Below are 24,193 nucleotides of genomic sequence, written 5' to 3'. Positions count from 1 at the left end.
CACTTTAAGAAAATTGATTAAACACACTACCATAGTAGCGAACATTCTCAGCATTTTCATTTTTTTCTATCGTTTCTATTGCGCCACTATTGATTGCTTTTTGGATATCATCATTTAAATCTTGATAAGAAAAAACCATATTAATACTGATAATATTTGGCAATTTCTCAAGCATTTTATAAGAGTTTAACTCATCTTCTAAATTTTCACTTTCAATCACAACTATAATCTTTTCATTTTCACAAAGTTCTACAGAACAAAAAGGAATTTCAGATATAGCCTTTTTTAAATCATTTATATATTCTTCTTTTGCTAAAATCAAAACACTAGAAAGATTATTCATCAATACTCCTAAACATTATACTATCACCAAAGCCTGAAACGATAAAATCTTTATTGTTTAAAAAAATAATAAACTCACTCATCAAATTTTCATTATTAAAAGTTTTAACAGGCTTAAAATCACTTGTGCTAAAAACTTCACTAACTCCAGCTTCATTATCGCTATAAACAGCGAATTCTCCACTAGGACTTAAAGCACAAGTATATATCAAAAAATCTTTTTGTAAAAAATTTTGTTCTTCATTTTTTACAACTCCTATACGCCTATCCGTTCCACAACTTAAAATAACATTATTTTTAAAATCTACTTGATAGATATTATCTTTATGCATTTTATCATAGTTTTTCAACATCTTCCAATTTTTCAAATCAAAAAGTTCTACTTCGCCACTCTCAAAACCTGCAATTAGTCTACTCTTATCTTCATTTAAAACTGCATCATTAAGACTAGAATGGGAAAAATTAAATTTTTTTATATTTTTTAAACTTTTATCAATCAATTCTATTTCAGAACCAATAGAAATCAAAAGATAAGTATTTTCATTGATAAAAAATGCTTTTATTATGCTATTTTCTTCGAGCTTTTTGATTTGTAAATTTTCCTTATAAAAACTTAAATTTTTAGCACCAAAATCACCCTCGCTAAGTATTAAAAGTGTATGTTTAAAAATATCAATGTTGTAAATTTTAGCAAAATCATCACCATAATAATTTTTAATCTTTGGCAAAGATAAAAGTTCTTTTAAACTTTTATCTTTAATGTTATATTGCAAAATTTCACCTTTATCAGTGCCTATATATAAGTTTTGCTTATCAAGCTTTAAAGCTGTTATATTGGCATTTAATTTCAGCTCATAAGCATAAGACAAAACACAAAAAAGACTCAAAATAAAAAGAAATTTTTTCATTTATTTACTTTACACCCTCATTAATCACATCAATTAAATTTGAACGACTTTTTAATTGTTCATTTTTAAATTCAGGTTTAAAGCTATTTCCCACTAAAGGTTTTGCATCACTTTGTGGAACATGACACTGAGTGCAATTAAAACGACTATCGCTAATCATATCTCCTGTGGTTTTATTGTGTCTAAAATCATAATAATGACTAGCAGGAAGTGGAGTTGCACCAGCATCTGCTGCTATAGCCTTATCATGGCAGCTTAAGCACATATTGTTATCTTTAGTTATAGGTAACAAATCTTCAATAGCATGCGGAATTAATGGTGGTGCATTTTCATAAGAACGCTCAAAACGAGTAGATTCCCCAGGCTGTAAAGTTGTGAAATTTGCCTCCACTAAATTTACTTTATTTTCATTTTCTAAACTTGCTTTTCTAAGTCCAATTTGTTCTGAACTTACCCCACTATTCATTGCACAAGCGGCAAAAAATACCACTGCAGCACTTCCTAATAAAACCAATTTCTTCTTCATCATTTATTCCTTAAATCAAAAATATTAAAATTCAAAGCATCATCATTACAAACTTCTATACATCTTGCACACCTTATACACTCTCCTGATTTCACGCTAGTACTTTCTTTTCCAACCATCCACAAAACCTGTTTTTCAGGACAAATACGGATACATTCATAACATTTAGTGCATTTATCACTATCATGCTTTATTTTAAGCAAAGCAAAACGAGAAATAAAAGCATAAAAAGCTCCTAGTGGACAAAAATGTGAACAAATTGCCCTAGGACTTAAAAAAGTATCGATACAAAAAAGTATAAAGGCTACAAAAATCCAAGAACTTGTAGCAAAAATAATCCCTCTATGTATCATTCCTATATAAGAAAAACTTTCAAACACAGGCAATGAAAATACAAAAGAAAGGACTAAAACCAAGACCAATACAAAATAGCGTAAATTTTTAGGCAAAATTAAAAATTTATTATTAAGGGTTAATTTATTTCGCACAAAAGCAGCAAAATCTGTGATTAAATTAACAGGACAAACCCAAGAGCAAAAAACCCTTCCTAAAAGCAAACCATAGATAAAAAATATAATCAAAGCTCCTATTAAAGCCATTAAATCTATACTCCAGCTTGCTAGAATGATTTGCAAAACTGCAAAAGGATCACTTAAAGGTATGGTATTAAAAAGTCTAGAAGAACTTAAATTTCCCTGCAAGATAAAATCTGTAGCTTTAAAACTAAAAAGCGCTAAAATTCCAAGCTGAACGATGCGTCTAGCAATTAAATACTTCATCACAGTTCTCCATCATTTAAATAATTGGTTGCTTTTTTAACATTAAAATGTTTTGAAGTATCTGCATTTTTTATACGACCTTCATCTTTTTCATCCCAGCCTTTTACATAATGAGATCCTGCTTTTCCCAATACATACTCCCTTGGCAAAACACGAATGGCCGGTTTTTCAGTAATACAAGCCAGTTCACAAAGCCCACAACCTACACACACTTCATGATCCACACTAGGTAGTAAAAAAGCATGTTTGGCGGTGCGTTCATTGCGTTTAAGCTCAAGTTTTAAAGCCCTATCTATCAAAGGACAAGCTCTATAACAAGCATCACATTGAATTCCCCAGTGTGCCACACAAGAAGCACTATCAACAATAGCAATACCCATTTTCAAAGATTCTATACCCTGCTCTAAATGCTTTTTATCTAAAGCATCAGTTGGACATTCTCTAATGCAAGGAATATCCTTGCAAAGATAACAAGGAATTTCTCTTGCCTTAAAAAAAGGCGTACCATTTTTTGGACTATCTAACAAGCTAGCAAGCTTTAAAGTATCATAAGGACAGGCTTTTACACAAAGCCCACAACGAATACATTTACTTAAAAATCTAGCTTCATTTTCAGCCCCAGGAGGACGCAAGGCATAATTATCATCAGCTTTTAAAGCCAAATTAGCCAAAAATCCACCTCCTGTACATAAACATGCAGCCTTAAAGGCACTAACGAAAAATTCTCTTCTACCTTTCATTTAATCAAAACCCTAAATTAAGCTTTATAAATTTTTACAGCACATTTTTTAAAGTCAGTTTGTTTTGAAAGCGGACAAGTCGCATCCAAAGTAACTTTATTGATATATACATTCTCATCAAACCACGGCACATACACAAGTCCTACAGGCGGTTTGTTTCTTCCACGCATATCTACTCTTGCTTTTACTTTACCACGACGAGATTCCACCCAAACCAAATCACCTTGATTTAAGCCTAATTTCTCTCCATCTTTCTCACTCATATAGCAAAGTGCTTCAGGCACAGCACGGTAAAGCTCAGGCACACGCATAGTCATAGTTCCACTATGCCAATGCTCTAAAACCCTTCCTGTTGCAAGCCAGAACGGATACTCTTTACTTGGTCTTTCAGGTGCTTTCATAAATGGCCTAAAGAAAATTTTAGCCTTATTTTTAATACTGTGCTCTTTTTCATCTTTAGGAGCTATTAAATCCCCATTTGTAAGCATTTTGTTAAAATCACCATAAAAAGCAAAATCTGAATTTGGAGCCGCTTTTTTAGCATAATAATCAAATTTAGTATTAAATCTCCACTGTGTTTCCTTGCCATTAACCACAGGCCATCTTAAACCCCTTACTTTATGATAGGTATCAAAATCCGCTAAATCATGTCCGTGTCCTAAGCCAAATTTACGATATTCTTCCCAAAGGTATTTTTGAACGAAAAAGCCATAGCCTGTAAATTCTTTTCCATCACTGCCTTGAATTTTTCTCTCATCACCTTTAACATCGGTATTATCAAAGCCTTTTGCGATGGCATCGTTTGGATTAAAGCTTTTTGCTTCTTTATTGGCAAATAGCACATCAAAAAGTGTATCATCTTCGCTATAACCCATAGCTTTTGCCTCTTCTAAAACGCTTGGCAAGGTAAGCTTATTATCCACTTTTTGCTCTTTCCAAACTTCTTTAAGCTTAAAGCGTTTTGCAAATTCTAAAATTTGCCAAGTATCACTCATGGCAGCACCTACAGGTAAGACTTGTTGTTTCCAATGTTGAGTTCTTCTTTCAGCATTACCATAAGCACCCCATTTTTCATAAATCATAGCGCTTGGTAAAATAAGATCAGCTACTTTTGCTGAAATTCCAGGATAACAATCACTTACAACAATAAAATTATCCATTTCTCTTGCTGCTGCAATCCAGTGATTTGCATTTGCAGTGTTTTGCCATGGATTATTCACTTGCACCCATGCAAATTTAATTTTTCCATCTTCTAAATCTCTCATGATATTAAGATAAGGAGAACCTGGTTTTGGGTTGATAGTCTTTGCAGGAACTTTCCAAATTTTTTCAGAAATTTCTCTGTGTTTTGGATTGGCTACAACCATATCTGCAGGCAAACGATGTGAGAAAGTTCCTACTTCCCTAGCTGTTCCACAGGCACTTGGCTGTCCTGTTAAAGAAAAGGCTCCACTACCTGGTTTAGCTTGCTTTCCTAGCAAAAAATGTACCATATAAGCTTGTTCATTTACCCAAGAACCTCTTGTGTGTTGATTAAAGCCCATAGTCCAAAAACTTACGACTTTGCGATTTTTCTCTATGTAAAGATTAGCTAATTCTTGAAGTTTTTTCTTAAAATCTTCCAAAGACTCATTATCATCACCTTTGGCTACTCTTGCAGTGTATTCTAAAGTATAAGGGGCTAAACCTTTTTTAAATTCGTCAAAAGAAATTTCCCAGTTTTTATCAGCCACACCTTGATGTTTCATTTCAAATTTATCACCCGCTTTAACGCCAAGATAAGATAAAGAAGTAGCCTCTTCATCATCTAAAGTGATTACATTTTCTTTTTCAACCGTATCTTTTTCACTTTCCTTAAATTTTGGATGATTTGGATTATTTCTCATACCATAACCAATATCAGCATAACCAGTTGCAAATACGCAGTGATCTTTGATAAATTTCATATCCATAGCCTCTGGATGATTATAAACAATCTCTCTTGCTATGTAGTTCCAAATAGCCAAATCTGTATTTGGTTTAAAAATAATTTCAATATCAGCAATATTTGAAGTACGGTTAGAAAAAGTGCTTAGATTAACAACTTTAACCTTATCAAGATTGCTTAGTTTTCTATCACTTACTCTTGACCAAAGGATTGGGTGCATTTCAGCCATATTAGCTCCCCAAGTGATAATAGTATCTGTAAGCTCTATATCATCATAACAGCCTGATGGCTCATCTACACCAAAAGTTTGCATAAAACCAACCACTGCAGAGGCCATACAATGTCTTGCATTTGGATCGATATTATTTGTTCTAAAACCCGCTTTTGCAAGCTTTAAAGCAGCATAACCTTCTTGGATAGTGTATTGCCCACTACCAAAAATCCCTATACCTGTAACGCCGAGTTCATTGTAGGCTTTTTTAAATTGTTTTTCCATTTCATCAAAGGCTCTTTGCCAAGAAACTTGTTGAAATTTGCCTTTTTTATCAAATTCGCCTTTTTCATTCATGCGAAGCAAAGGCATAACAAGACGATCTTCACCATACATGATCTTAGCATTAAAATAACCTTTGATACAATTAAGTCCGCGATTTACGGGTGCTGCAGGATCACCTTTTGTTGCTACGATTTTGCCATCTTTTCTGGCTATCATAATTCCACAGCCAGTTCCACAAAATCTACAAACAGCCTTATCCCATTTCCAATCTTCTTCTTGTGCACCAAGCATAGAGCTTGGAACACTAAGTCCTGCAACACTAGCAGCACTTGCAATAGCGGTATTTTTAATAAAATCCCTTCTATTCATCCTTATTCCTCCAAAATAAAAAAATCATCTTATTATAAAAAATGGAGTATAAAAATCTCTTGAAATTTTAATAAAAATAATAATTTTAAAGCTCTATTTTATAGGAGTTTTATTGTCCTTTTTATATTATTCTTACACAAAATAAATATTAAAAATAATCAACTTAACAATTAAAATATAATCAACTTAAAATAATAAAAAAATGAAGATATAAAAATTAAGCCCTAAGAATGGGCTTAATCAAAATTAATGGCAACCACAACCACCGCAGCAGCTAGAACCACCAAAAAATGCATCAAGTTTTGCAATATCTGGCATTTCTGTGATTTCATTTACAAGTTCTTTATATGCCACTTTACCCTCTTTAATCACAAATACGGCACGAGCTAAAAGCCCTTCTAAAGCACCTTCATTTATCAAAACACCATATTTTTCACCAAATTCTTTTGCCACAAAATCACTTGCAACACTTAAATTTTCAATACCTTCTGTACTGCAAAATCTTCCCATAGCAAAAGGTAAGTCCATACTTACTACAATCACTTCAGCACCATTGTAACTGGCTACTTTTTTATTAAATTCTCTAGCCTCTGTAGCACAAACTGGTGTATCTAAACTTGGAACACTTAAAATGATTTGAGTTTTACCCGCTGCACCGATTTCAATCACGCTTAAATCTTTAGCTTTAAGATTTACCTTAGGAGCATCTGCTCCAACTTCTACTGAATTTCCTTTAAGTTTTACAGGATTTCCTTTAAAATTTACTATACTCATTTAATTTCCTTTTTTGATATTTTAAACATTATTGCAATTAATGTTTTAGGAGTAATTATATCCTATAAATATTAATTATTTTTTAATTTCACTCAAAATTATTTTACTTCTTTCCAAGTATATTTTTTCCACACTTTTTGAGCTTCCTGACTCTTAATAAAATCTACAAATTCTAAAGCTTTTTTATTTTCTAAACCTTTTTTTGTAGGAGCTATTTCAGCTGCACGATAAATCACTGCATTTTTATCTTTGATAAATAAAGCTTTATCATCGCCTAAAGCCTTTGCCCAATGAGACCAAATGATTAAAGCATCAATATTTGGATTGTTATTCCACTCATCTACAGCAGCTTTGGAATTTTTAGCATAAATTTTTATATTTTTACGTAATTTTACCAAATTTTCTCTTTTTGCACTTTTTAAAGCCATATCTTCATAAAGTCCAACTTGTCCTGCACCATCAACCACCATAACATTTATGCCATCTTTTAAAATGTCTTCAAAATTTTTAATATTTTTTGGATTATTTGGACGCACGATAATACCTGATGGACGCACATTTAAAACGCTTAAATTTTCCAAACTTAAACTTGGAATTTTTTTAGCAAAATCATCCATCATTGAAGTATTGCCTGAAAAAATCAAATCTGCATTTTCTTTTGCTTTGTCTACCCAAGCTGGAGTTGGACCTGCGGTTACAATCACCTTTTCTTTTGTTTTTTCTTCAAATTTTAAAGCAAGCTCTTTTAGCACAGGAGCAGGACCACCTGGACCATAAACTAAAATTTCAGCATTTAAAAAACTTGCTGCTAAACTTAAAATTAATATTTTTTTCATAAAATAAACCTTTCTTTGATAATATAAAGGAAATTGTATCAATCTATAGTTAACTCTCCCTTGCAAAGCCCTGCTTCTATAAGAAAACGAGAAGGAGCGAAAGAAGTTTTTTTATTTTTATCATATTTAGCATAGCTTAAATAAAGTATATTTTTTGCCCTAGTTACTGCAACATAAAAAAGCCTTCTTTCTTCTTCTAAGCTTCCACCCATTCCCATAAGCTTTTGATTAGGAAAGCGACCTTGCGCAAGATCAATCACAAAAACAAGATCAAATTCCAAGCCCTTACTTGCATGTACGCTAAGCAAATTAACTCCTTTGCCACTACTCATTTCACTTGCACCTAAAGTTAAAAAATTATAATACTTATAAATATCGCTATAATTTTTTGTAAGCTCTTTTAAGACATTAAATTTTGTTTCTATTTTTTCTAAATTTTCACTCTTTCTTAATAAATCCACCTGCCCTGCTTTGTTCGTCGCTCTTTTAGTTGCAAGTTCTTCGCAAATTTCTCTATAAAAAGAATTTTCGCAAATTAAATTGACTAAAGTCAAAGAATGTTTTATTTCCATAGCTTTTTTTAAAAAAAGATAGATTTTTTCCAAATTTCTAGCGCACAAATCATTGATTTTTGAAAGTCTTAAAATAGGATGTGCGTCAAATTCACTCTCAAATTTAAAACGAGTTTCGCTAGCTAATTCTTCTAAATCTGCAAAAAGCCCAAGTTGATAATTTCTTTTTTGATGATTTTGCAAATTTACATTTTTATCAGGATCTAAAAAACCTTTTATTAAATTTCCATGCCCTAATTTTAAAAGTGCGTCAAAAATTTCTTTTGCTAAAACTCCACCCACACCTTTGGTATATTGAACCAAATGAATAAAAGCCATGATATCCTTAGGATTTACCACAAGCGCAAGCATGGAGCTAAAAGCTTTAACTTCCAAACTTTCAAAAAAACTTCCACTTCCCTTTCTCACACTTGCAATGCCCTGCTCCCTTAAAGCTACTTCAACCCCATCAGCACTTGAGTTGTTGCGAAAAATCACGGCAATTTCTTCCAAACTTACTCCGCTTGTAAGTATCATTTTGGCTATATTTTGATACTGATCAAATAATTCTTCAAAAGTAAGCAAAGATGGGGCTTTAAACTCATCATTTCTTGTAACAATAAGTTCTTTTGGATATAATCTTTCGTTATTTAAAATCACTTTATTAGCCAAAGCTAAAATACTTCTTGATGAACGGTAGTTTTTATTTAAAGAAAAAATTTTTGCATCTTTAAAACGATCTTTAAACCCACCTATGATATTAATATCCGCTCCATTAAAAGCATAAATACTTTGATCATAATCCCCTACGCAAAACAAACTTTTACTATGAAAAGCCTCTATTAAAGAACTTTGCAAAGTATTTGTGTCTTGATATTCATCTACTAAAATTTCATCAAATTCATATTTTTCTTCTTTTAAAAGATCTTTTAGATTGATAAGCAAGTCATTAAAATCCACATAATTAAAACGCTTTTTTTCATTATCATATTCTTTTAAAATATCTTCATAAATTTCAGCATAAATACTTTGATCTTCATAGTTTTGACAAAACCAAGTATAAAAATCTTGATTGTGTGCTTTGTTTTGAAACAAAGAATAAAGATCGTATAAATAACTTGATTGATAAGGTTTTATATCACTTAAATGCCTAAAAGTTCTTTTTTCATAGACACTTTTAAGTAGAGTTTTTAACTCGCTTGCTTGCTTTAAGGCTATATTTTTATCCGCATTTCTAAGTAAGGTATAAGCCGTACTATGAAAAGTTCCTGCAAGTATTTTACTGGTAATATTTTTATCAAAAAATTTCCCTAAACGCCCTATCATTTCTTTGCTGGCTTTATTTGTGAAAGTCAAAAGCATGATTTTTTGAGGTGCCACTCCCTTGCTTAAAAGATAAGAAATTCTTGCAACAATAGTAGAAGTTTTTCCCGTCCCTGCACTTGCAATAACAAGATTGTGTCCAAAATCAGCAGTAGCGGCAAGATATTGTTCATTATTTAATTTTGAAAGTGGCATTATTTTCCTTATAAAAGTTAAAATTATAAAAAAAAATTACTTAAAAATATAAAAATTTAAAATTACTTTATATTAGATTATAGTACAATGCTAAAATTATTTAACTTTCTATTTTTAAGGGATAGCAAATGAATTTGAAAATTTTTTCTATTATTGTTGGCATATTAATTGCTGTTATTGTAATATTAGGTGGAACCTATTATTATCTTTTTGAATATTCAAAACCAAAGAATTACACCTTAAATACCAACACTTACACCGAACAAAAATCGTATACCAATAACTACGATAATCCCTATTCACCCTCGATCCAAACCAACAATAGTTCATCAAATGTAAATACTAACAACAATACCATCCAAAAGCAAGAAACAAACCCATTATTAGATGAAAATCAAAGCTTAAATAACGATACATTTAATATATCAATAAGCGAAAACAATCAAAGCTTAAATAATGACACCAATACAAGTAATAATATTAATACAAATGAAAATAAGCAAATTTTAGATACGGATAAAGAAAAATTAAAACAAGAAAATAAACAAGCCAAAATAGAAGCTCTTAAAAAAGAAATCAGCAAACAGCAAAAGATCTTAGAAAGAGAAAGAGCTATAAAAAAAGAACTTCAATCAAACAAATCAAACAAAAATAAATATCTAAATACCGCTAGAGAGTATCTAAGCATAGGAAAAAACAGTCGTTTAGAACCTGAGCTTAGCACAGAAAATATGAAAGTTTATATTTTAGATGGAAAATTTTTAAGCCAATACAGAATCAATCTGTTAAAAGATATGCTAAGCATTATACAAGATAATGCAAAAGATTATTATCTAAGTATTTTTGTTAAAATGCTACCAAAAGGGGAAATGAAATTAACTATCTATAACAAAGAAATTATCTTTTCAGATATGAAAAAAGCTTATAAATATATTAGTTTAGATAGATTAAGCCCATATTTAAACAATCCAAAAGAATTAAATGAACATGTAGCACGTGAAGAAATTTTAGAAAGACTTAAACTTCAAATTAAAAAAGATGGCAAAGGAAGTGATTTTTCTAAACATATCAAAAGTTTGAAAACTGGACTTAATACAGCACAATATTTCTTCCCGTTTTGTGAAATTATAGAAATTAGCTCTATTAAATAAGCTAAAACAATAAAGGCAAATAATGTATGATAAAAATTTAGAAAAAGAGTATTATCAAATTTGCGAAGAACGCGGATATTTTGAAATCGATGGCAATAAAACCATACAAGAAAAAGATAAAAATTTCTGCATTATGATGCCTCCTCCTAATGTCACTGGAGTTTTACACATAGGACATGCTTTAACTTTTACTCTACAAGATATTATGACGCGTTATAAAAGAATGGATGGCTATAAGGTTCTTTATCAACCAGGGCTTGATCACGCAGGTATTGCCACTCAAAATGTTGTAGAAAAACAACTCCTTGCTCAAGGCATTAAAAAAGAAGAACTAGGTAGAGAGGAATTTATAGAAAAAGTCTGGGAGTGGAAAGAGCAAAGCGGTGGAAAAATTTTAGACCAAATGAGAACACTAGGCATCACTCCTGCATGGAGTCGCTTGCGTTTTACTATGGATGAAGGTTTGGTTAATGCCGTAAAAAAAGCCTTTGTAGAACTTTATGATAAAAGACTTATTGTACGTGGAAACTACATGATAAATTGGTGTACTCATGATGGCGCTTTAAGTGATATAGAAGTTGAATACAAAGAAAACAAAGGAAAACTTTATCATATTAAATACTTTTTAAAAGATAGCGATGAATTTTTAGTAGTAGCCACAACGCGTCCTGAAACTTTTTTTGGCGATACTGCAGTTATGGTGCATCCTGATGATGAACGCTATGCTAAATTTGTGGACAAAGAAGTGATTTTGCCTATAAGCAAAAAAGCCATTAAAATCATAGCCGATAAACATGTAGAAAAAGAATTTGGAACAGGAGTTGTAAAAGTTACTCCCGCTCATGACATGAACGATTATGAAGTAGGACTTAGACATAATTTAGATTTTATAAGTGTTTTTGATGAAAAAGGAATTTTAAACGAGCATTGTTTAGAGTTTCAAGGTTTAGAACGCTTAGAAGCAAGAGAAAAAATCGTAGCCAAACTTGAAAGTCTTGGTTTTATAGAAAAAATAGAAGAGTATAACAATCAAATAGGATATTGTTATCGTTGCAACAATATAGTTGAACCTTATATCTCCAAACAATGGTTTGTAAAAAAAGAAATCGCCCAAGAAAGTATAGAAAAAGTTGCGCTTGGAGAAAGTAAATTTTACCCAAATCACTGGATAAATAGCTTTAATGCTTGGATGAAAGATTTAAGAGATTGGTGTATTTCAAGACAACTTTGGTGGGGGCATCAAATTCCTGTGTATTATTGCGAATGCTCTCATGAATGGGCAAGCCAACATACGCCTAAAACTTGTCCAAAATGTCAAAGTCAAAATTTCAAACAAGATGAAGATGTGCTTGATACTTGGTTTTCTTCAGGACTTTGGGCTATGAGTACTCTAGGCTGGGGAAATGAAAATTGGGGTAAAGATAAAATTTGGTCTGAAAAGGATTTAAAAGATTTTTATCCCAATTCTTTACTCATTACAGGTTTTGATATTTTATTTTTCTGGGTGGCTAGAATGATGTTTCAAAGCACCAATGTCTTACATCAACTTCCTTTTAAAGATATTTATTTACATGCTCTTGTGAAAGATGAGCAAGGTAGAAAAATGAGTAAAAGCCTTGGAAATGTTATCGACCCAAATGAAAGCATTAAAGAATATAGTGCTGATATTTTACGCTTTACTTTAGCACTTCTTGCTATACAAGGACGCGATATTAAACTTAGCAATGATAAACTTTTACAAGTTAGAAATTTTACAAATAAAATTTATAATGCTAAAAATTATCTGCTTTTAAATGAAAGTAAATTTGAAGATTTGGAAAATATCACACTTCATTCAGAATTAGCAAAATATATTTATGCCAAATTTCAAACTTGTGTTAAGGATGTAAGAGAAAATTTAGACAATTATCGCTTTAATGATGCGGCTAATACTCTATATAAATTCTTTTGGGATGATTTTTGCGATTGGGGTATAGAGCTTAGCAAAGCCGAAAAATCAAGCGTTAAAGAACTTGGTAGTATTTTCAAAGAAGCTTTAAAACTTTTAAATCCTTTCATGCCTTTTATCAGCGAGTATTTATACCACAAACTAAGCGATACAGAACTTAAAACAAGCCCTTCTATTATGATAAGCAAATATCCAAAATTTAAAGAACAAGATAAAAATATAGAAAAAATCTTTTCTTTGCTCATAGAAAGCATAGTTAGTATCCGCCGTGCTAAAAGTTTAATCGATCTTGGAAATTCTAAAATAGAAAAAGCTTATATCAAATTTAACGATAAAAAAATCAAAGATGAAATCAAAGCTTATATGAATTTTATCATAATGCTCGCAAAGTGCGAGCAAATAGAATTTAGTGAAGAAAAATTACCAAAGGCAATATGTGATGTTAGCGAGAATTTAGAAATTTTTATTACGCTTGAAAATGTTGATTTAAGTGGTATTTTAACAAGACTTGAAAATCAAAAAAATAAGCTTGAAAAAGAAAGTTTCAAGCTTAACTCCATGCTTTCAAATGAAAAATTCATCGCTAACGCACCTAAAGAGGTGGTGGAGCAAAATAAAGAAGCTCTAGAAAATTTAAAAATTCAACTTGAAAAAATATCAGTTGAACTTCAAAATCTAAGAGGTTAAAAATTTGATAAAAATAAAAAATTTAAAAAAATATTATGGCAAGGAACTCGTGATAAACGATGTTTCTTTGGAGATTAAAAAGGGTGAAATTTACGCCATAGTAGGTCATAGTGGAGCTGGAAAATCCACTCTTTTAAGATGTATTAATGGACTTGAGAATTATCAAGAAGGAAGTTTAAAAGTCTTTGATCAAGAAATTAAAGATTTAAGTCAAAAAAAATCAAAAGAGTTAAGAATGCTTAGAAAAGATATAGGGATGATTTTTCAAAATTTTGCCCTAATGGAGCGCAAAAATGTATTTGAAAATGTTGCTATGCCTTTAAGAACACACTATACTCAGTGTAAATTTCATGCCAAGCTTTTTAATAAAGAATACATGAGCGAAAAAGAAATTGCCCAAAAAGTCAATTCCTTACTTGAAATCGTAGGGCTTGATCATAAAAACAAATCCTACCCAAGAGAACTGAGCGGAGGGCAAAAACAACGTGTTGCTATTGCTAGAGCCTTAGCTTTAAACCCAAAAATTTTACTTAGTGACGAAGCTACTTCGGCTCTTGATCCAAACACTACAAAAAATATTTTAGAGCTTATATCTAAAATCAATGCTGAATTTGGGATTACTGTTGTTTTAGTAACTCACGAAATGGATGTGGTAAAAGACATAGCTCAAAAAGCTTTATTACTTGAACATGGACAAATCATAGGAAGTGGAGCAATTGATGAGCTTTTTTTAAGGCCTAATGCCAAAATGAAAGAATTTTTAGGAGAAAGCGACTTCTTGCCTGAGCACGGACTTAATATCAAACTTTACTTTCCAAAAGAAGTTGCCCAAAATAGCGTCATCACTCATATGGCAAGAACTCTAAATATAGACTTTAACATAGTTTGGGGTAAAATAGAAAAACTGAATGGAAAAGCCTTGGGAAATTTAGTTATAAATATAAATGAAAAGGATAAAGACAAGGTTCTTGATTACATAGAAAAAAGTGGAGTATTATGGGAGGTGGCATCATGAATGAAGAAAACATCTCTATTGTCAGTGCTTTTTTTAGTAGAATTTCTCAATTTTTTAATGAATTTTCTTGGCAGGATATTAAAGAAGTGAGTTTAAGTTCTATCACGAGTTTCAATGAAAATTATGAAAACATTTTAAAACCTGCACTTAATGAAACAATTTATATGAGTTTAATGGCTGTACTATTTGGATTTTTATTGGCTATCATTCCTGGAATTTTACTTGCTATTTGGGATAAAAATGGAATTAAAGAAAATAAAATCGCTTATAGTATTTTAGATTTTATTACCAATATATTACGCGCCTTTCCATTTTTAATTCTTATAGTTGTTCTTTTACCACTTTCTAAAATCATAGTAGGCACAAGCATAGGTACAAATGCTGCCATAGTTCCTTTAGCTATCGGAATAGCTCCTTATTTGGCAAAGATGCTTGAAAGCGCTTTTAAAGAAATAGACAAAGGAATTATAGAAGCAGCAAAAAGTTATGGTGCTAGCAATATTCAAATTATCTTCAAGGTTATCTTTAGTGAAGCCCTTCCTGCTATAATTAGCGGAATTACCCTAACTTTGATCTTTACCATTGGTTTTTCTGCTCTTGCTGGAACTGTCGGTGGTGGAGGATTAGGAGATGTAGCTATTCGCTATGGTTATGAAAGATTTAACAAAGAAGTTATGATTCAAACTGTAGTTATTTTACTTATATTAGTTCAATTAGTTCAAATTCTAGGTAATTTATTTTATACTTGGGCTAAAAATAGTAAAACTACATATATCATTGCCACTCTATTGATTTTACTTGGAGTTAGTATAGTTATCAATATAAACAATGATGAAAATTTCTTTTGGCAAGTAATTGTTTTTATCTTATTTTTAGGAAGTTTGCTTTATAAAGGTTTCAAAAAATAAGGAGATTATATCTCCTTTTAAGATAAATATAAGTTTTTTTAAGTAAAATTTAAAAAAAATTAAAGGAATTAAAATGATGTATCAGATGCGTTAATCTGACTATCAACAAGTTTTTATATGCTTCTTCCTGATAGTCAGAGTGAATTTATTAAGATTAAAGCAAGCACAAAATGACTAAAAAGGAAAAAAATGAAAATCAAATCTTTATTTATAGCAAGTATTTTAACATTAAGTCTTAATGCAAATGCATTAGAAACCATCACAGTTGCAGCAACTCCCGTCCCTCATGCTGAAATCCTAGAACAAGTAAAACCTGATTTAGAAAAACAAGGCTATAAACTTGAAATCAAAGAATTTACGGATTATGTTTTGCCTAATCTAGCTGTTGATAACGGAGAAGCCGATGCAAATTTTTTCCAACATACTCCTTATTTGGAAGAATTTAATAAAAACAAAGGCACCAAACTTATCAAAGTAGCTGCCATACACATAGAACCTATGGCTGTTTACTCCAAAAAATACAAAAGTCTAGATGATATTAAAGAAGGGGTTAAAATCGCCATTCCAAATGATCCAACCAATGAAAGTAGAGCTTTAGATATTATTGCAAAAAAAGGTTTGGTAAAATTTAAAGATAAGGCTTTAAAAACACCTCTTGATATTATAGACAATCCTAAAAAAATTAAATTTGTAGAATTAAAGCCCGCACAACTTCCAAGAGCTTTGAATGATGTTGATTTTGCTGTAATTAATTCCAACTACGCTCTCTCTGCAAATCTAAATCCTGCAAAAGATAGCGTATTTATCGAAGATAAAGAAAGCCCGTATGCAAACATTCTTGTTGTAAGAGTGGGACATGAAAACGATCCAAAAATCAAAGCCTTAATCCAAGCTCTACAAAGTGATAAAATCAAACAATTTATCATAGAAAAATACAACGGATCTGTTTTACCTGCTTTTTAATTTTGTCCCTTACCTAGGGACTTTTTTCTTAAGTACAAAGGAGTTTTTATGAATTTATTTAAAATTATTATACTCGCTTGCATTCTAAATTTATCTAGCCTATTTGCACAAAACATTACTATAGGAGCCACTCCAAATCCTTTTGGTAGCTTACTAGAACTAATGAAAGATGATTTTAAAAACAAAGGGTATGAGCTTAAAATAGTAGAATTTTCAGACTATATTTTGCCCAATCGTGCATTAGAGGAAAAAGAACTTGATGCAAATTTATATCAACACAAACCTTTTTTAGAAGAATACAACCTAAAAAAAGGTTCAAATTTAATTGCAACAACGCCTGTACTTATAGCTCCAGTAGGAGTTTATAGTAAAAAAATCAAAAATTTAGAAAATCTTAAAGAAGGTGCTAGAGTTGCTATACCTAATGATGCGACCAATGAAAGCAGAGCTTTAGAGCTTTTAGAGAAAGCAAAATTAATAGAGCTTAACAAAAATACTCTAAAAACCCCATTGGACATAAACAAAAATCCAAAAAAACTTAAATTTATAGAACTTAAAGCCGCACAACTTCCAAGAGCTTTAGATGATGTTGATATTGCTATAATTAATTCTAATTTCGCACTTGGAGCCGGTCTGAATCCAAGTAAAGATACTATTTTTAGGGAAGATAAAAATAGCCCTTATGTAAATTATGTTGTGGTACGCTCAGAAGGTAAAAATAGCGAAAAAACCAAAGTAATTGATGAAATTTTAAGAAGCGATAAATTTAAAGCCATCATTAATGAACATTATAAAGATATATTAATCCCAGCTTTTTAGGAGTATAATATGAATATTAAAAAAATATTTTTAAGTGTTTTATTTACAATTAGCCTTAGTTTTGGGGCAGATAAAACCATAATCATAGGTGCAACACCAACGCCTTATGCTGAAATTTTAAATTTCTCTAAACCCTTATTTCAAGAAAAAGGTTGGAAGTTAATAGTTAAGGAATTTAATGACTATAATATACCTAACATCGCTTTAAATGAAAAAGATTTAGATGCAAATTTATATCAGCATAAACCTTTTTTAGATGATTTTAATACCCACAAAGGAACAAAATTAAGTTCTTTAGGTGCTATTGTTTTAGTTCCTATGGCTATATATTCTAACTCCATAAAAGATATAAAAGACATTCCTAATGGTGCTAAAATCGCTATACCTAATGATGCTACCAATGAAAGCAGAGCTCTTGATTTACTAGCTAAAGCAAATTTAATAGAGTTTAAAAGTCAAAGCACCCTTAAAACCCCTATTGACATAAGTAAAAATCCAAAAAAACTTAAATTTATAGAGCTTAAAGCCGCACAACTTCCAAGAGCCCTAAATGATACTGATTTGGCTATTATTACCACAAACTATGCTCTTGGAGCAGGCTTAAACCCTTTAAAAGATGGTATTTTTATGGAAGATAAAGATAGTTTATATGCTATTGTTTTAGCTACAAGAAAAGGTGAAGAAACAAGTCAAAAAAGTCTTGTTATTAAAGAAATTTTAACAAGCGATAAAATTAAAAATTTTATCATAGAAAAATACAAAGGCTCTGTTATCCCTACTTTTTAACTCTATACAAAGCCTTCTAAAGGCTTTGTTAAACTTATAAAAGCTAAAATACTATTTATTGCATTATAATTCTTAGGATAAAAATGAAAATTATTTTTTTAACTTTTTTTATTGTGATAAATTATATCCAAGCAGCTAGTTTAGAAGAAATCAAAACAGCACTAGCTAAAGAATTTAGAAATAATTTTCCTAAAATTATAATTTCTCAAATTGATTTAAAAATAACATCATTGCCTAAAGATTTTGATCAATATGAATTTCTAAGAATCGCTAATGGGCGTTTTAATCAAGCACAAGGCTTTTTAAGGGCTGAATTTAAAACTCCGCAAAATATACAAAAAAATGTATTTTTTAGATATTTCATTCAAGCAAATTTAGAAGTTTTAAAAAGCGAACGCGCTATAAAAAGAGGAGATAAACTTGGAGCTTTTGACTATAAAAGCGTATTGATTGATTTTGATAAAGTTCCTTTAAATGCCTTAACCTTAGATGATGTAGATAATCTTGTAGCTAAAAGCAATATTAACAAAAACGCCATTTTAAGAGCAAATATGTTTAAAACCACAGCTTTAATACGCCGAAATGATCCTATAATCGGGGTTTTAAGCGAAGCAAATGTTGATGTTTTAATCGAACTTGTGGCTTTGCAAAGTGCAAATATGGGCGAAAGGATTCGTGCAAAAAACAAAGAAGGTAAAGTTATGCAAGGTATCGTAGTGGGTAAAAATAGGATGATTATACAATGAAAGTTTTATTGGGAATTTCTGGTTCAAGCAGTGTCAATTTAGGCTTAAAATTATTAAAAAATTTAGAAAATCAATGCGAACTTTATTGTATTTTAACCCAAGGTGCAAAACTTAACTTCAAAACTGAAAATCAAGCAAATTTAGAAGAAATTTGTCAAGAAAATTTTAAATACACTCATTTTTTAGATGATAAAAATTTAAGTCTAAGTGTAGCAAGTGGATCTTTTGGAATAGAAAAAACCATCATTGCTCCTTGTTCAATTTCAAGTTTAGCAAAAATTCACGCTGGTTTTGCAGACACTCTTTTAATGCGTGCTGCAGCAGTAGCCCTAAAAGAAAGAAAAAAACTCATCTTAGGGGTACGTGAAATGCCTTTTTCTACTTTAAATTTAGAACATATGTTAAAACTTAGCCAAATGGGAGTTATCATCGCCCCTCCTATTATCGCAAGCTATTCTAAAGCAAACAATCTAGAGCAAATGGAAAATTTTATCGCAGGTAAATGGTTAGATCTTTTAGAAATAAAACACAATTTATATGAAAAATGGCAAAATTTTTAGTTTAAATTTGTTATATTTTTAAAAAAAATTGGAGCAAAAATGACTTGTTTATATCCTGGGACTTTTGATCCTATTACCAACGGGCATTTAGATGTTATAAAACGGGCTTTAAAAATTTTTGATGAAGTCATCGTTGCCATAGCAAAAAGTGAACATAAAAAACCTTGCTATGATTTAGAAAAACGCAAAGAACTAGCCCTGCTCGCAACACAAAATTTAAAAAATGTTAAAATCATTGCTTTTGATAATTTACTTGTAGATTTAGCCAAAGAATTAAAAGTTAATACTATAATCCGTGGACTTAGAGCAGTGAGTGATTTTGAATACGAATTGCAAATTGGCTATGCAAATCACGCACTTTGGGAAGATATGGAAACCATTTATCTTATGCCAAGTCTAAAACATGCTTTTATTTCAAGTTCTATTGTGCGTTCTATAGTAGCACATGGGGGTGATGTAAGTTCTCTTGTTCCAAAAGAAATTCTACCTTTTTTAAAGGATCAATCTTGTATGTAGTTTTTGAAGGTATTGACTGCGTAGGAAAAAGTACGCAAATTTCACTTTTAAAAGAAATTTATAAAGACGCCATTTTCACACTCGAACCTGGCGGAACAGAACTTGGAAAACATTTAAGAGAAATTTTACTTAATAAAACTCATCCTATTAACAAAAGAGCTGAACTCTTGCTTTTTTTAGCTGATCGTGCTCAACATTTTGAAGAAATCTTAAAAACCAATCAAAACAAACTCATTATTAGCGATAGAAGTTTTATTTCAGGCATGGCTTATGCCAAAGATTTTGAAAACGATTTGCTTTTTGCTTTAAATAGTTTTGCTTTAGAAAATTTTTTTCCACAAAAAATTATCTTTTTAAAAGGAGATGCAAACCTTATCCAAGAACGCCTCAGTCAAAAAGAACTAGATAGTATAGAAAAACGTGGCATTGAGTATTTTTTAAGCGTGCAAGATAAACTCGAAAAAGTGCTTCATTTTTTAAAAGAAAAAATTTCTGTAGAAATTTTAACACTTGACGCAAAAGAAAGTAAAGAAAAATTACACCAACAAATAAAGGAATTTTTACAATGATTAACGCTTTAAAAGGAATGAAAGATTTATTAGATAAAGATGCATATTATTATGAAAAAGTGATTAAAATCTGCGAAGAAGTAGCTAAAAACTATGGCTTTACTTTTATCAATACACCGCATTTAGAACTTTGCACCCTTTTTAAAAGAAGCGTAGGAGAAAGTTCTGATATAGTAGGTAAAGAAATGTATGAATTTATCGATAAAGGCGAAAATCATGTTTGCATGCGTCCTGAAGGAACTGCTGGGGTGGTGCGTGCCTATATAGAAAAAAAACTCGATAAAAACACTAGTGTGAAAAGATGGTTTTATTATGGTTCTATGTTTCGTTATGAAAGACCTCAAAAGGGTCGCTTAAGAGAATTTCATCAATTTGGAGTTGAAAGCCTTGGCATACCTAATGTTTATGAAGATGCAAGCATTATTTTAATGCTAGTAGAAATTTTCTCACGCCTTGGTATTGATTTTAAACTTCAACTTAATTCTTTAGGCTGCTCACAATGCTTGCCAAAATACCGCGATAGGCTCGTTGAATTCTTAGATTCCAAAGAAGGTTTTTGTGAAGATTGTTTGCGTAGAAAAAATTTAAATCCTATTCGTGTCTTAGATTGTAAAAATGAGCATTGTCAAAATTTGCTTGAAAATGCTCCGCTTTTGATCAATAATTTATGCACCTCTTGCCAAAAAGACTTTGAAACACTGCAACAAATTTTAAAGGATAATGGAGTTAAATTTGAGTTAGATTCAAAACTTGTGAGGGGTTTGGATTATTATTCTAAAACGGCTTTTGAATTTATAAGCGATGAAATAGGAGCAAAGGCTGCTATCGCAGGTGGAGGACGCTACGATAGACTTATAGAGTATTTAGGTGGAAAAAGTGGCTATGGTATAGGTTTTGCCATGGGTATAGAAAGAATTATAACTATTTTAGAACAAAAAGAAGAAAAGATTCAAAGAGAAGGAATTTATCTTTGTGCTATGGATGAAATTTATATCCAAAAACTTTTGCATATCGCTACAAATTTAAGAAAAGAATATAAAGTACTTTTAAGCTATGAAGCAAGAAAACTAGCCAAACATCTTGAAAACGCGGATAAAAATAATACTGAAATTTTTCTTTGCATGGGAGAAAATGAAGCACAAAATGAAAGTTTGTTTTATAAAAATTTAGCAAAAAAAGAAGAAAAAATGATTAAAATTTCAGACTTAAAGAAGGTTTTATGATGGATTATGGTATTGATATTTGGGGAAATGAAAATTTCATTATCAAAAATGGTAAAGTTTGTATCAATTACGAGAAAAAACCTGCTATTATTGATATAGTTAAAGAATTAAGAGATGATGGATACAAGGGGCCTTTACTTTTAAGATTTCCTCATCTTATCCAAAAACAAATTGAAAATATTTACGGAAATTTCAATAAAGCAAGAAAGGAATTTGGCTATAAAGGAGGATTTAACGCTGTTTATCCTTTAAAGGTCAATCAATACCCTGGTTTTGTAAAAAATCTTGTAAAACTTGGAAAAGACTATAACTATGGACTTGAAGCAGGTTCTAAGGCAGAGCTTTTACTCGCTATGGCTTATAATAACGAAGGCGCACCTATTACCGTAAATGGCTTTAAAGATAGAGAACTTATCAACATAGGCTTTATTGCAGCTGAAATGGGACATAATATCACTTTAACCATAGAAGGACTTAATGAACTTGAAGCTATCATAGACATAGCTAAAGAACGCTTTAAACCTAAACCAAATATAGGCTTACGTGTACGTTTGCATTCTGCTGGAGTTGGAATTTGGGCAAAAAGCGGTGGGATTAATTCTAAATTTGGACTTACATCCACTGAACTCATAGAAGCGGTAAATTTACTCAAAGAAAACAAACTTTTAGAACAATTTACCATGATTCACTTTCATCTAGGCTCACAAATTACCGAAATTCACCCCTTGAAAAAAGCCTTAAATGAAGCAGGAAATATCTATACAGAACTTAGAAAAATGGGAGCTAAAAATCTAAAAGCTATTAATCTTGGTGGCGGTTTAGCTGTGGAATACTCACAATTTAAAAATGAAAAAAGTAGAAATTACACCCTAAGAGAATACGCTAACGATGTAGTTTTTATCCTAAAAAACATAGCCGAACAAAAAAAAGATTTAGAGCCTGATATTTTCATAGAAAGTGGACGTTTTGTAGCAGCTAATCACGCTGTTTTAATCGCTCCTGTATTAGAACTTTTTTCTCAAGAATACGCAGAAAACAAACTCATACTTAAAAAACAAAATCCAAAACTTATCGATGAGCTTTATGATCTTTATAAAAGTATAAAACCTTCCAATGCTTTAGAATACTTGCACGATAGCATAGATCATTTAGAGAGTATTTTAACTCTTTTTGATTTGGGCTATGTGGATTTACAAGATCGTTCCAATGCTGAAATTTTAACTCATTTGATTACAAAAAAAGCCATCTTGCTTTTAGGCGATAAGCAAAATCCTGCGGATTTACTTGCCATACAAGATGAAGTGCAAGAAAGGTATTTGGTAAATTTTTCGCTCTTTCAAAGCATGCCTGATTTTTGGGGTTTAGAACAGAATTTCCCCATCATGCCACTTGATCGCTTAGATGAAGAACCGACACGAAGTGCAAGTATTTGGGATATAACCTGCGATAGCGATGGAGAAATTTCATACTCTAAAGATAAACCTTTATTTTTGCACGATGTAGATGTAGAAAAAGAAAATTATTTTCTAGGGTTTTTTCTTGTAGGTGCCTATCAAGAAGTACTTGGAATGAAACACAATCTTTTTACTCATCCTACTGAAGCTATTATAAGCATCAATGAAAAAGGCTATGAAGTCGAGGGGATTATAGAAGCGCAATCCATACTTGATACCTTAGAAGATTTAGACTATGATATACACGCTATCATGGATATACTTAATGAACGCATAAGTAATTCTAAGCTTGTAAATGATAAGCAAAAAAAGCATATTTTAGGCGAACTTTATCTTTTCTTAAATGATAATGGTTATTTAAAAAGCATAGGAGTTTAGATGAATTTTTGGGGTATTATAAAAGAAGATTTTTCTCAGCCAAAGGCACAAGATCCAGCTTTTAATTCTTGTATAGAACTTTTTTTTAATTACCCTGGAGTATGGGCTGTAGTAAATTACCGCTTTGCACATTTTTTTTACATAAGAAATTTTAAACGCATTGCTAGAATGATTAGCGGAATTTCACAATTCTTAACTGGGGTAGATTTGCACCCTGGAGCAGAACTTGGAAGGCGTATTTTTATAGATCATGCCAATGGAGTGGTTATAGGTCAAACAGCAATTATAGAAGATGATGTTTTAATTTATCAAGGCGTTACTTTAGGTGGAACAAGCCTTGAAAAAGGTACTAAACGCCATCCAACCATAAAAAAAGGAGTGATCATAGGCTCAGGCGCAAAAGTGCTTGGCAATATCACCATAGGAGAAAATGCCAAAATAGGCTCAAATGCTGTAGTGGTTAAAGATATAGGTGCAAATTTAACTGCCGTTGGAATTCCTGCTTATATTATCGAAGAGCGTAAAAATAAAAACATTAGAGCCATAGATGCAAATTGCGATGACAAACTAGAAAAGTTAGAAAAGAAAATTTTAGAACTTGAAAATCTTATATTAAAACAACCTGAATCACAAAAATAATAATTTTTTATAATACATAAAATTATATGTATTATTATGCGTATTAATTTTTCCTAAAAATTAAT

The 24,193-nt window shown here is 31.1% G+C and carries 23 protein-coding genes; 14 read left to right on the top strand and 9 right to left on the bottom strand.

All coding sequences use genetic code 11. From position 1 onward, the window contains the following. Positions 1-4: 4 nt before the first annotated feature. The 9 genes from FBF02_RS03850 to FBF02_RS03810 all read right to left on the bottom strand — a co-directional run bounded on the left by FBF02_RS03850 (position 5) and on the right by FBF02_RS03810 (position 9,766). Positions 5-343 (bottom strand): chaperone NapD, encoded by a 339-nt coding sequence (locus FBF02_RS03850; protein WP_002852435.1) that lies wholly within the window; start codon positions 341-343, stop codon positions 5-7. Beyond that, positions 336-1,250, bottom strand: a complete 915-nt coding sequence (locus FBF02_RS03845) for a WD40 repeat domain-containing protein (RefSeq protein WP_002852557.1) — start codon at positions 1,248-1,250, stop codon at positions 336-338. Before FBF02_RS03845 ends, FBF02_RS03850 begins: the two co-directional genes overlap by 8 nt. Positions 1,251-1,254: 4 nt before the next feature. Then, on the bottom strand, positions 1,255-1,779 hold the full coding sequence (locus tag FBF02_RS03840) for a nitrate reductase cytochrome c-type subunit (protein ID WP_010891887.1): 525 nt from the start codon (positions 1,777-1,779) through the stop codon (positions 1,255-1,257). Next, positions 1,776-2,558: a quinol dehydrogenase ferredoxin subunit NapH gene (gene napH / locus FBF02_RS03835; RefSeq protein WP_010891886.1), complete on the bottom strand. Its 783-nt coding sequence runs from the start codon at positions 2,556-2,558 to the stop codon at positions 1,776-1,778. The genes FBF02_RS03840 and napH overlap by 4 nt, the downstream gene beginning before the upstream one ends. Then, complete coding sequence (gene napG / locus FBF02_RS03830; RefSeq protein WP_002852504.1) at positions 2,555-3,295, bottom strand: ferredoxin-type protein NapG; 741 nt, start codon at positions 3,293-3,295, stop codon at positions 2,555-2,557. The genes napH and napG overlap by 4 nt, the downstream gene beginning before the upstream one ends. A gap of 17 nt (positions 3,296-3,312) precedes the next feature. Next, positions 3,313-6,087: a periplasmic nitrate reductase subunit alpha gene (gene napA, locus FBF02_RS03825; RefSeq protein ID WP_002852404.1), complete on the bottom strand. Its 2,775-nt coding sequence runs from the start codon at positions 6,085-6,087 to the stop codon at positions 3,313-3,315. Positions 6,088-6,333: 246 nt separating this feature from the next. Further along, positions 6,334-6,861, bottom strand: coding sequence for a thiol peroxidase (gene tpx, locus FBF02_RS03820; protein ID WP_002852593.1), 528 nt, complete (start codon positions 6,859-6,861; stop codon positions 6,334-6,336). 98 nt (positions 6,862-6,959) lie between these two features. Then, a complete protein-coding gene (peb2, locus tag FBF02_RS03815) occupies positions 6,960-7,697 on the bottom strand; it encodes an AcfC family adhesin PEB2 (RefSeq protein WP_002858781.1) in 738 nt (245 codons plus the stop codon). Between the two features lie 38 nt (positions 7,698-7,735). Next, positions 7,736-9,766 carry an ATP-dependent helicase gene (locus FBF02_RS03810; RefSeq protein ID WP_002852419.1) on the bottom strand — a complete coding sequence of 677 codons (2,031 nt, stop codon included), beginning with the start codon at positions 9,764-9,766 and terminating at the stop codon, positions 7,736-7,738. Between the two features lie 128 nt (positions 9,767-9,894). Between FBF02_RS03810 and FBF02_RS03805 the strand changes: the two genes are divergently transcribed. The 14 genes from FBF02_RS03805 (at position 9,895) to cysE (ending at position 24,128) form a co-directional block, all read left to right on the top strand. Further along, a complete protein-coding gene (locus FBF02_RS03805; protein WP_002852506.1) occupies positions 9,895-10,917 on the top strand; it encodes a hypothetical protein in 1,023 nt (340 codons plus the stop codon). Between the two features lie 22 nt (positions 10,918-10,939). Further along, positions 10,940-13,552 carry a valine--tRNA ligase gene (locus FBF02_RS03800; RefSeq protein ID WP_002852605.1) on the top strand — a complete coding sequence of 871 codons (2,613 nt, stop codon included), beginning with the start codon at positions 10,940-10,942 and terminating at the stop codon, positions 13,550-13,552. Between the two features lie 4 nt (positions 13,553-13,556). Further along, entirely contained in the window at positions 13,557-14,567 is a 1,011-nt protein-coding gene (locus FBF02_RS03795; protein WP_002852619.1) for a methionine ABC transporter ATP-binding protein, read from the top strand. After that, positions 14,564-15,475: a methionine ABC transporter permease gene (locus tag FBF02_RS03790; RefSeq protein WP_002852518.1), complete on the top strand. Its 912-nt coding sequence runs from the start codon at positions 14,564-14,566 to the stop codon at positions 15,473-15,475. Before FBF02_RS03795 ends, FBF02_RS03790 begins: the two co-directional genes overlap by 4 nt. A gap of 189 nt (positions 15,476-15,664) precedes the next feature. Next, positions 15,665-16,438, top strand: a complete 774-nt coding sequence (locus tag FBF02_RS03785) for a MetQ/NlpA family ABC transporter substrate-binding protein (protein ID WP_002852410.1) — start codon at positions 15,665-15,667, stop codon at positions 16,436-16,438. Positions 16,439-16,486: 48 nt separating this feature from the next. Further along, positions 16,487-17,257, top strand: a complete 771-nt coding sequence (locus tag FBF02_RS03780; RefSeq protein ID WP_002852483.1) for a MetQ/NlpA family ABC transporter substrate-binding protein — start codon at positions 16,487-16,489, stop codon at positions 17,255-17,257. A 9-nt stretch (positions 17,258-17,266) separates the two neighbouring features. Beyond that, positions 17,267-18,043 carry a MetQ/NlpA family ABC transporter substrate-binding protein gene (locus FBF02_RS03775; protein ID WP_002852406.1) on the top strand — a complete coding sequence of 259 codons (777 nt, stop codon included), beginning with the start codon at positions 17,267-17,269 and terminating at the stop codon, positions 18,041-18,043. Between the two features lie 83 nt (positions 18,044-18,126). Continuing rightward, positions 18,127-18,789, top strand: coding sequence for a flagellar basal body P-ring formation chaperone FlgA (gene flgA / locus FBF02_RS03770; RefSeq protein ID WP_002852578.1), 663 nt, complete (start codon positions 18,127-18,129; stop codon positions 18,787-18,789). Next, entirely contained in the window at positions 18,786-19,349 is a 564-nt protein-coding gene (locus tag FBF02_RS03765; RefSeq protein WP_002852466.1) for a UbiX family flavin prenyltransferase, read from the top strand. The genes flgA and FBF02_RS03765 overlap by 4 nt, the downstream gene beginning before the upstream one ends. Positions 19,350-19,388: 39 nt before the next feature. After that, positions 19,389-19,865 carry a pantetheine-phosphate adenylyltransferase gene (coaD, locus tag FBF02_RS03760; RefSeq protein WP_002852633.1) on the top strand — a complete coding sequence of 159 codons (477 nt, stop codon included), beginning with the start codon at positions 19,389-19,391 and terminating at the stop codon, positions 19,863-19,865. After that, the gene (tmk, locus tag FBF02_RS03755) at positions 19,856-20,434 is read left to right on the top strand and encodes a dTMP kinase (RefSeq protein WP_002852526.1); all 579 of its coding nucleotides are present in this window, start codon (positions 19,856-19,858) and stop codon (positions 20,432-20,434) included. The genes coaD and tmk overlap by 10 nt, the downstream gene beginning before the upstream one ends. Next, positions 20,431-21,657: a histidine--tRNA ligase gene (hisS, locus tag FBF02_RS03750; RefSeq protein WP_002852541.1), complete on the top strand. Its 1,227-nt coding sequence runs from the start codon at positions 20,431-20,433 to the stop codon at positions 21,655-21,657. The genes tmk and hisS overlap by 4 nt, the downstream gene beginning before the upstream one ends. Further along, positions 21,654-23,489, top strand: coding sequence for a biosynthetic arginine decarboxylase (gene speA / locus FBF02_RS03745; protein ID WP_010891885.1), 1,836 nt, complete (start codon positions 21,654-21,656; stop codon positions 23,487-23,489). The genes hisS and speA overlap by 4 nt, the downstream gene beginning before the upstream one ends. Continuing rightward, entirely contained in the window at positions 23,490-24,128 is a 639-nt protein-coding gene (gene cysE / locus FBF02_RS03740) for a serine O-acetyltransferase (RefSeq protein ID WP_002852612.1), read from the top strand. It abuts the gene before it with no gap. The last annotated feature ends 65 nt before the right edge of the window (positions 24,129-24,193 follow it).

This window comes from Campylobacter sp. CFSAN093226, assembly GCF_012897595.1.
Lineage (GTDB): Bacteria > Campylobacterota > Campylobacteria > Campylobacterales > Campylobacteraceae > Campylobacter_D > Campylobacter_D jejuni.
Note: the sequence above shows the minus strand (reverse complement) of the source record. Positions and strands in the feature narration are given on the sequence as shown.

Coding starts and splice junctions, on each gene's coding strand:
- FBF02_RS03850 (WP_002852435.1), bottom strand. CDS start 343: ATGAATAATCTTTCTAGTGTTTTGATTTTAGCAAAAGAAGAATATATA.
- FBF02_RS03845 (WP_002852557.1), bottom strand. CDS start 1,250: ATGAAAAAATTTCTTTTTATTTTGAGTCTTTTTTGTGTTTTGTCTTAT.
- FBF02_RS03840 (WP_010891887.1), bottom strand. CDS start 1,779: ATGATGAAGAAGAAATTGGTTTTATTAGGAAGTGCTGCAGTGGTATTT.
- napG (WP_002852504.1), bottom strand. CDS start 3,295: ATGAAAGGTAGAAGAGAATTTTTCGTTAGTGCCTTTAAGGCTGCATGT.
- napA (WP_002852404.1), bottom strand. CDS start 6,087: ATGAATAGAAGGGATTTTATTAAAAATACCGCTATTGCAAGTGCTGCT.
- tpx (WP_002852593.1), bottom strand. CDS start 6,861: ATGAGTATAGTAAATTTTAAAGGAAATCCTGTAAAACTTAAAGGAAAT.
- peb2 (WP_002858781.1), bottom strand. CDS start 7,697: ATGAAAAAAATATTAATTTTAAGTTTAGCAGCAAGTTTTTTAAATGCT.
- FBF02_RS03810 (WP_002852419.1), bottom strand. CDS start 9,766: ATGCCACTTTCAAAATTAAATAATGAACAATATCTTGCCGCTACTGCT.
- FBF02_RS03805 (WP_002852506.1), top strand. CDS start 9,895: ATGAATTTGAAAATTTTTTCTATTATTGTTGGCATATTAATTGCTGTT.
- FBF02_RS03800 (WP_002852605.1), top strand. CDS start 10,940: ATGTATGATAAAAATTTAGAAAAAGAGTATTATCAAATTTGCGAAGAA.
- FBF02_RS03790 (WP_002852518.1), top strand. CDS start 14,564: ATGAATGAAGAAAACATCTCTATTGTCAGTGCTTTTTTTAGTAGAATT.
- FBF02_RS03785 (WP_002852410.1), top strand. CDS start 15,665: ATGAAAATCAAATCTTTATTTATAGCAAGTATTTTAACATTAAGTCTT.
- FBF02_RS03780 (WP_002852483.1), top strand. CDS start 16,487: ATGAATTTATTTAAAATTATTATACTCGCTTGCATTCTAAATTTATCT.
- FBF02_RS03775 (WP_002852406.1), top strand. CDS start 17,267: ATGAATATTAAAAAAATATTTTTAAGTGTTTTATTTACAATTAGCCTT.
- flgA (WP_002852578.1), top strand. CDS start 18,127: ATGAAAATTATTTTTTTAACTTTTTTTATTGTGATAAATTATATCCAA.
- FBF02_RS03765 (WP_002852466.1), top strand. CDS start 18,786: ATGAAAGTTTTATTGGGAATTTCTGGTTCAAGCAGTGTCAATTTAGGC.
- coaD (WP_002852633.1), top strand. CDS start 19,389: ATGACTTGTTTATATCCTGGGACTTTTGATCCTATTACCAACGGGCAT.
- hisS (WP_002852541.1), top strand. CDS start 20,431: ATGATTAACGCTTTAAAAGGAATGAAAGATTTATTAGATAAAGATGCA.
- speA (WP_010891885.1), top strand. CDS start 21,654: ATGATGGATTATGGTATTGATATTTGGGGAAATGAAAATTTCATTATC.
- cysE (WP_002852612.1), top strand. CDS start 23,490: ATGAATTTTTGGGGTATTATAAAAGAAGATTTTTCTCAGCCAAAGGCA.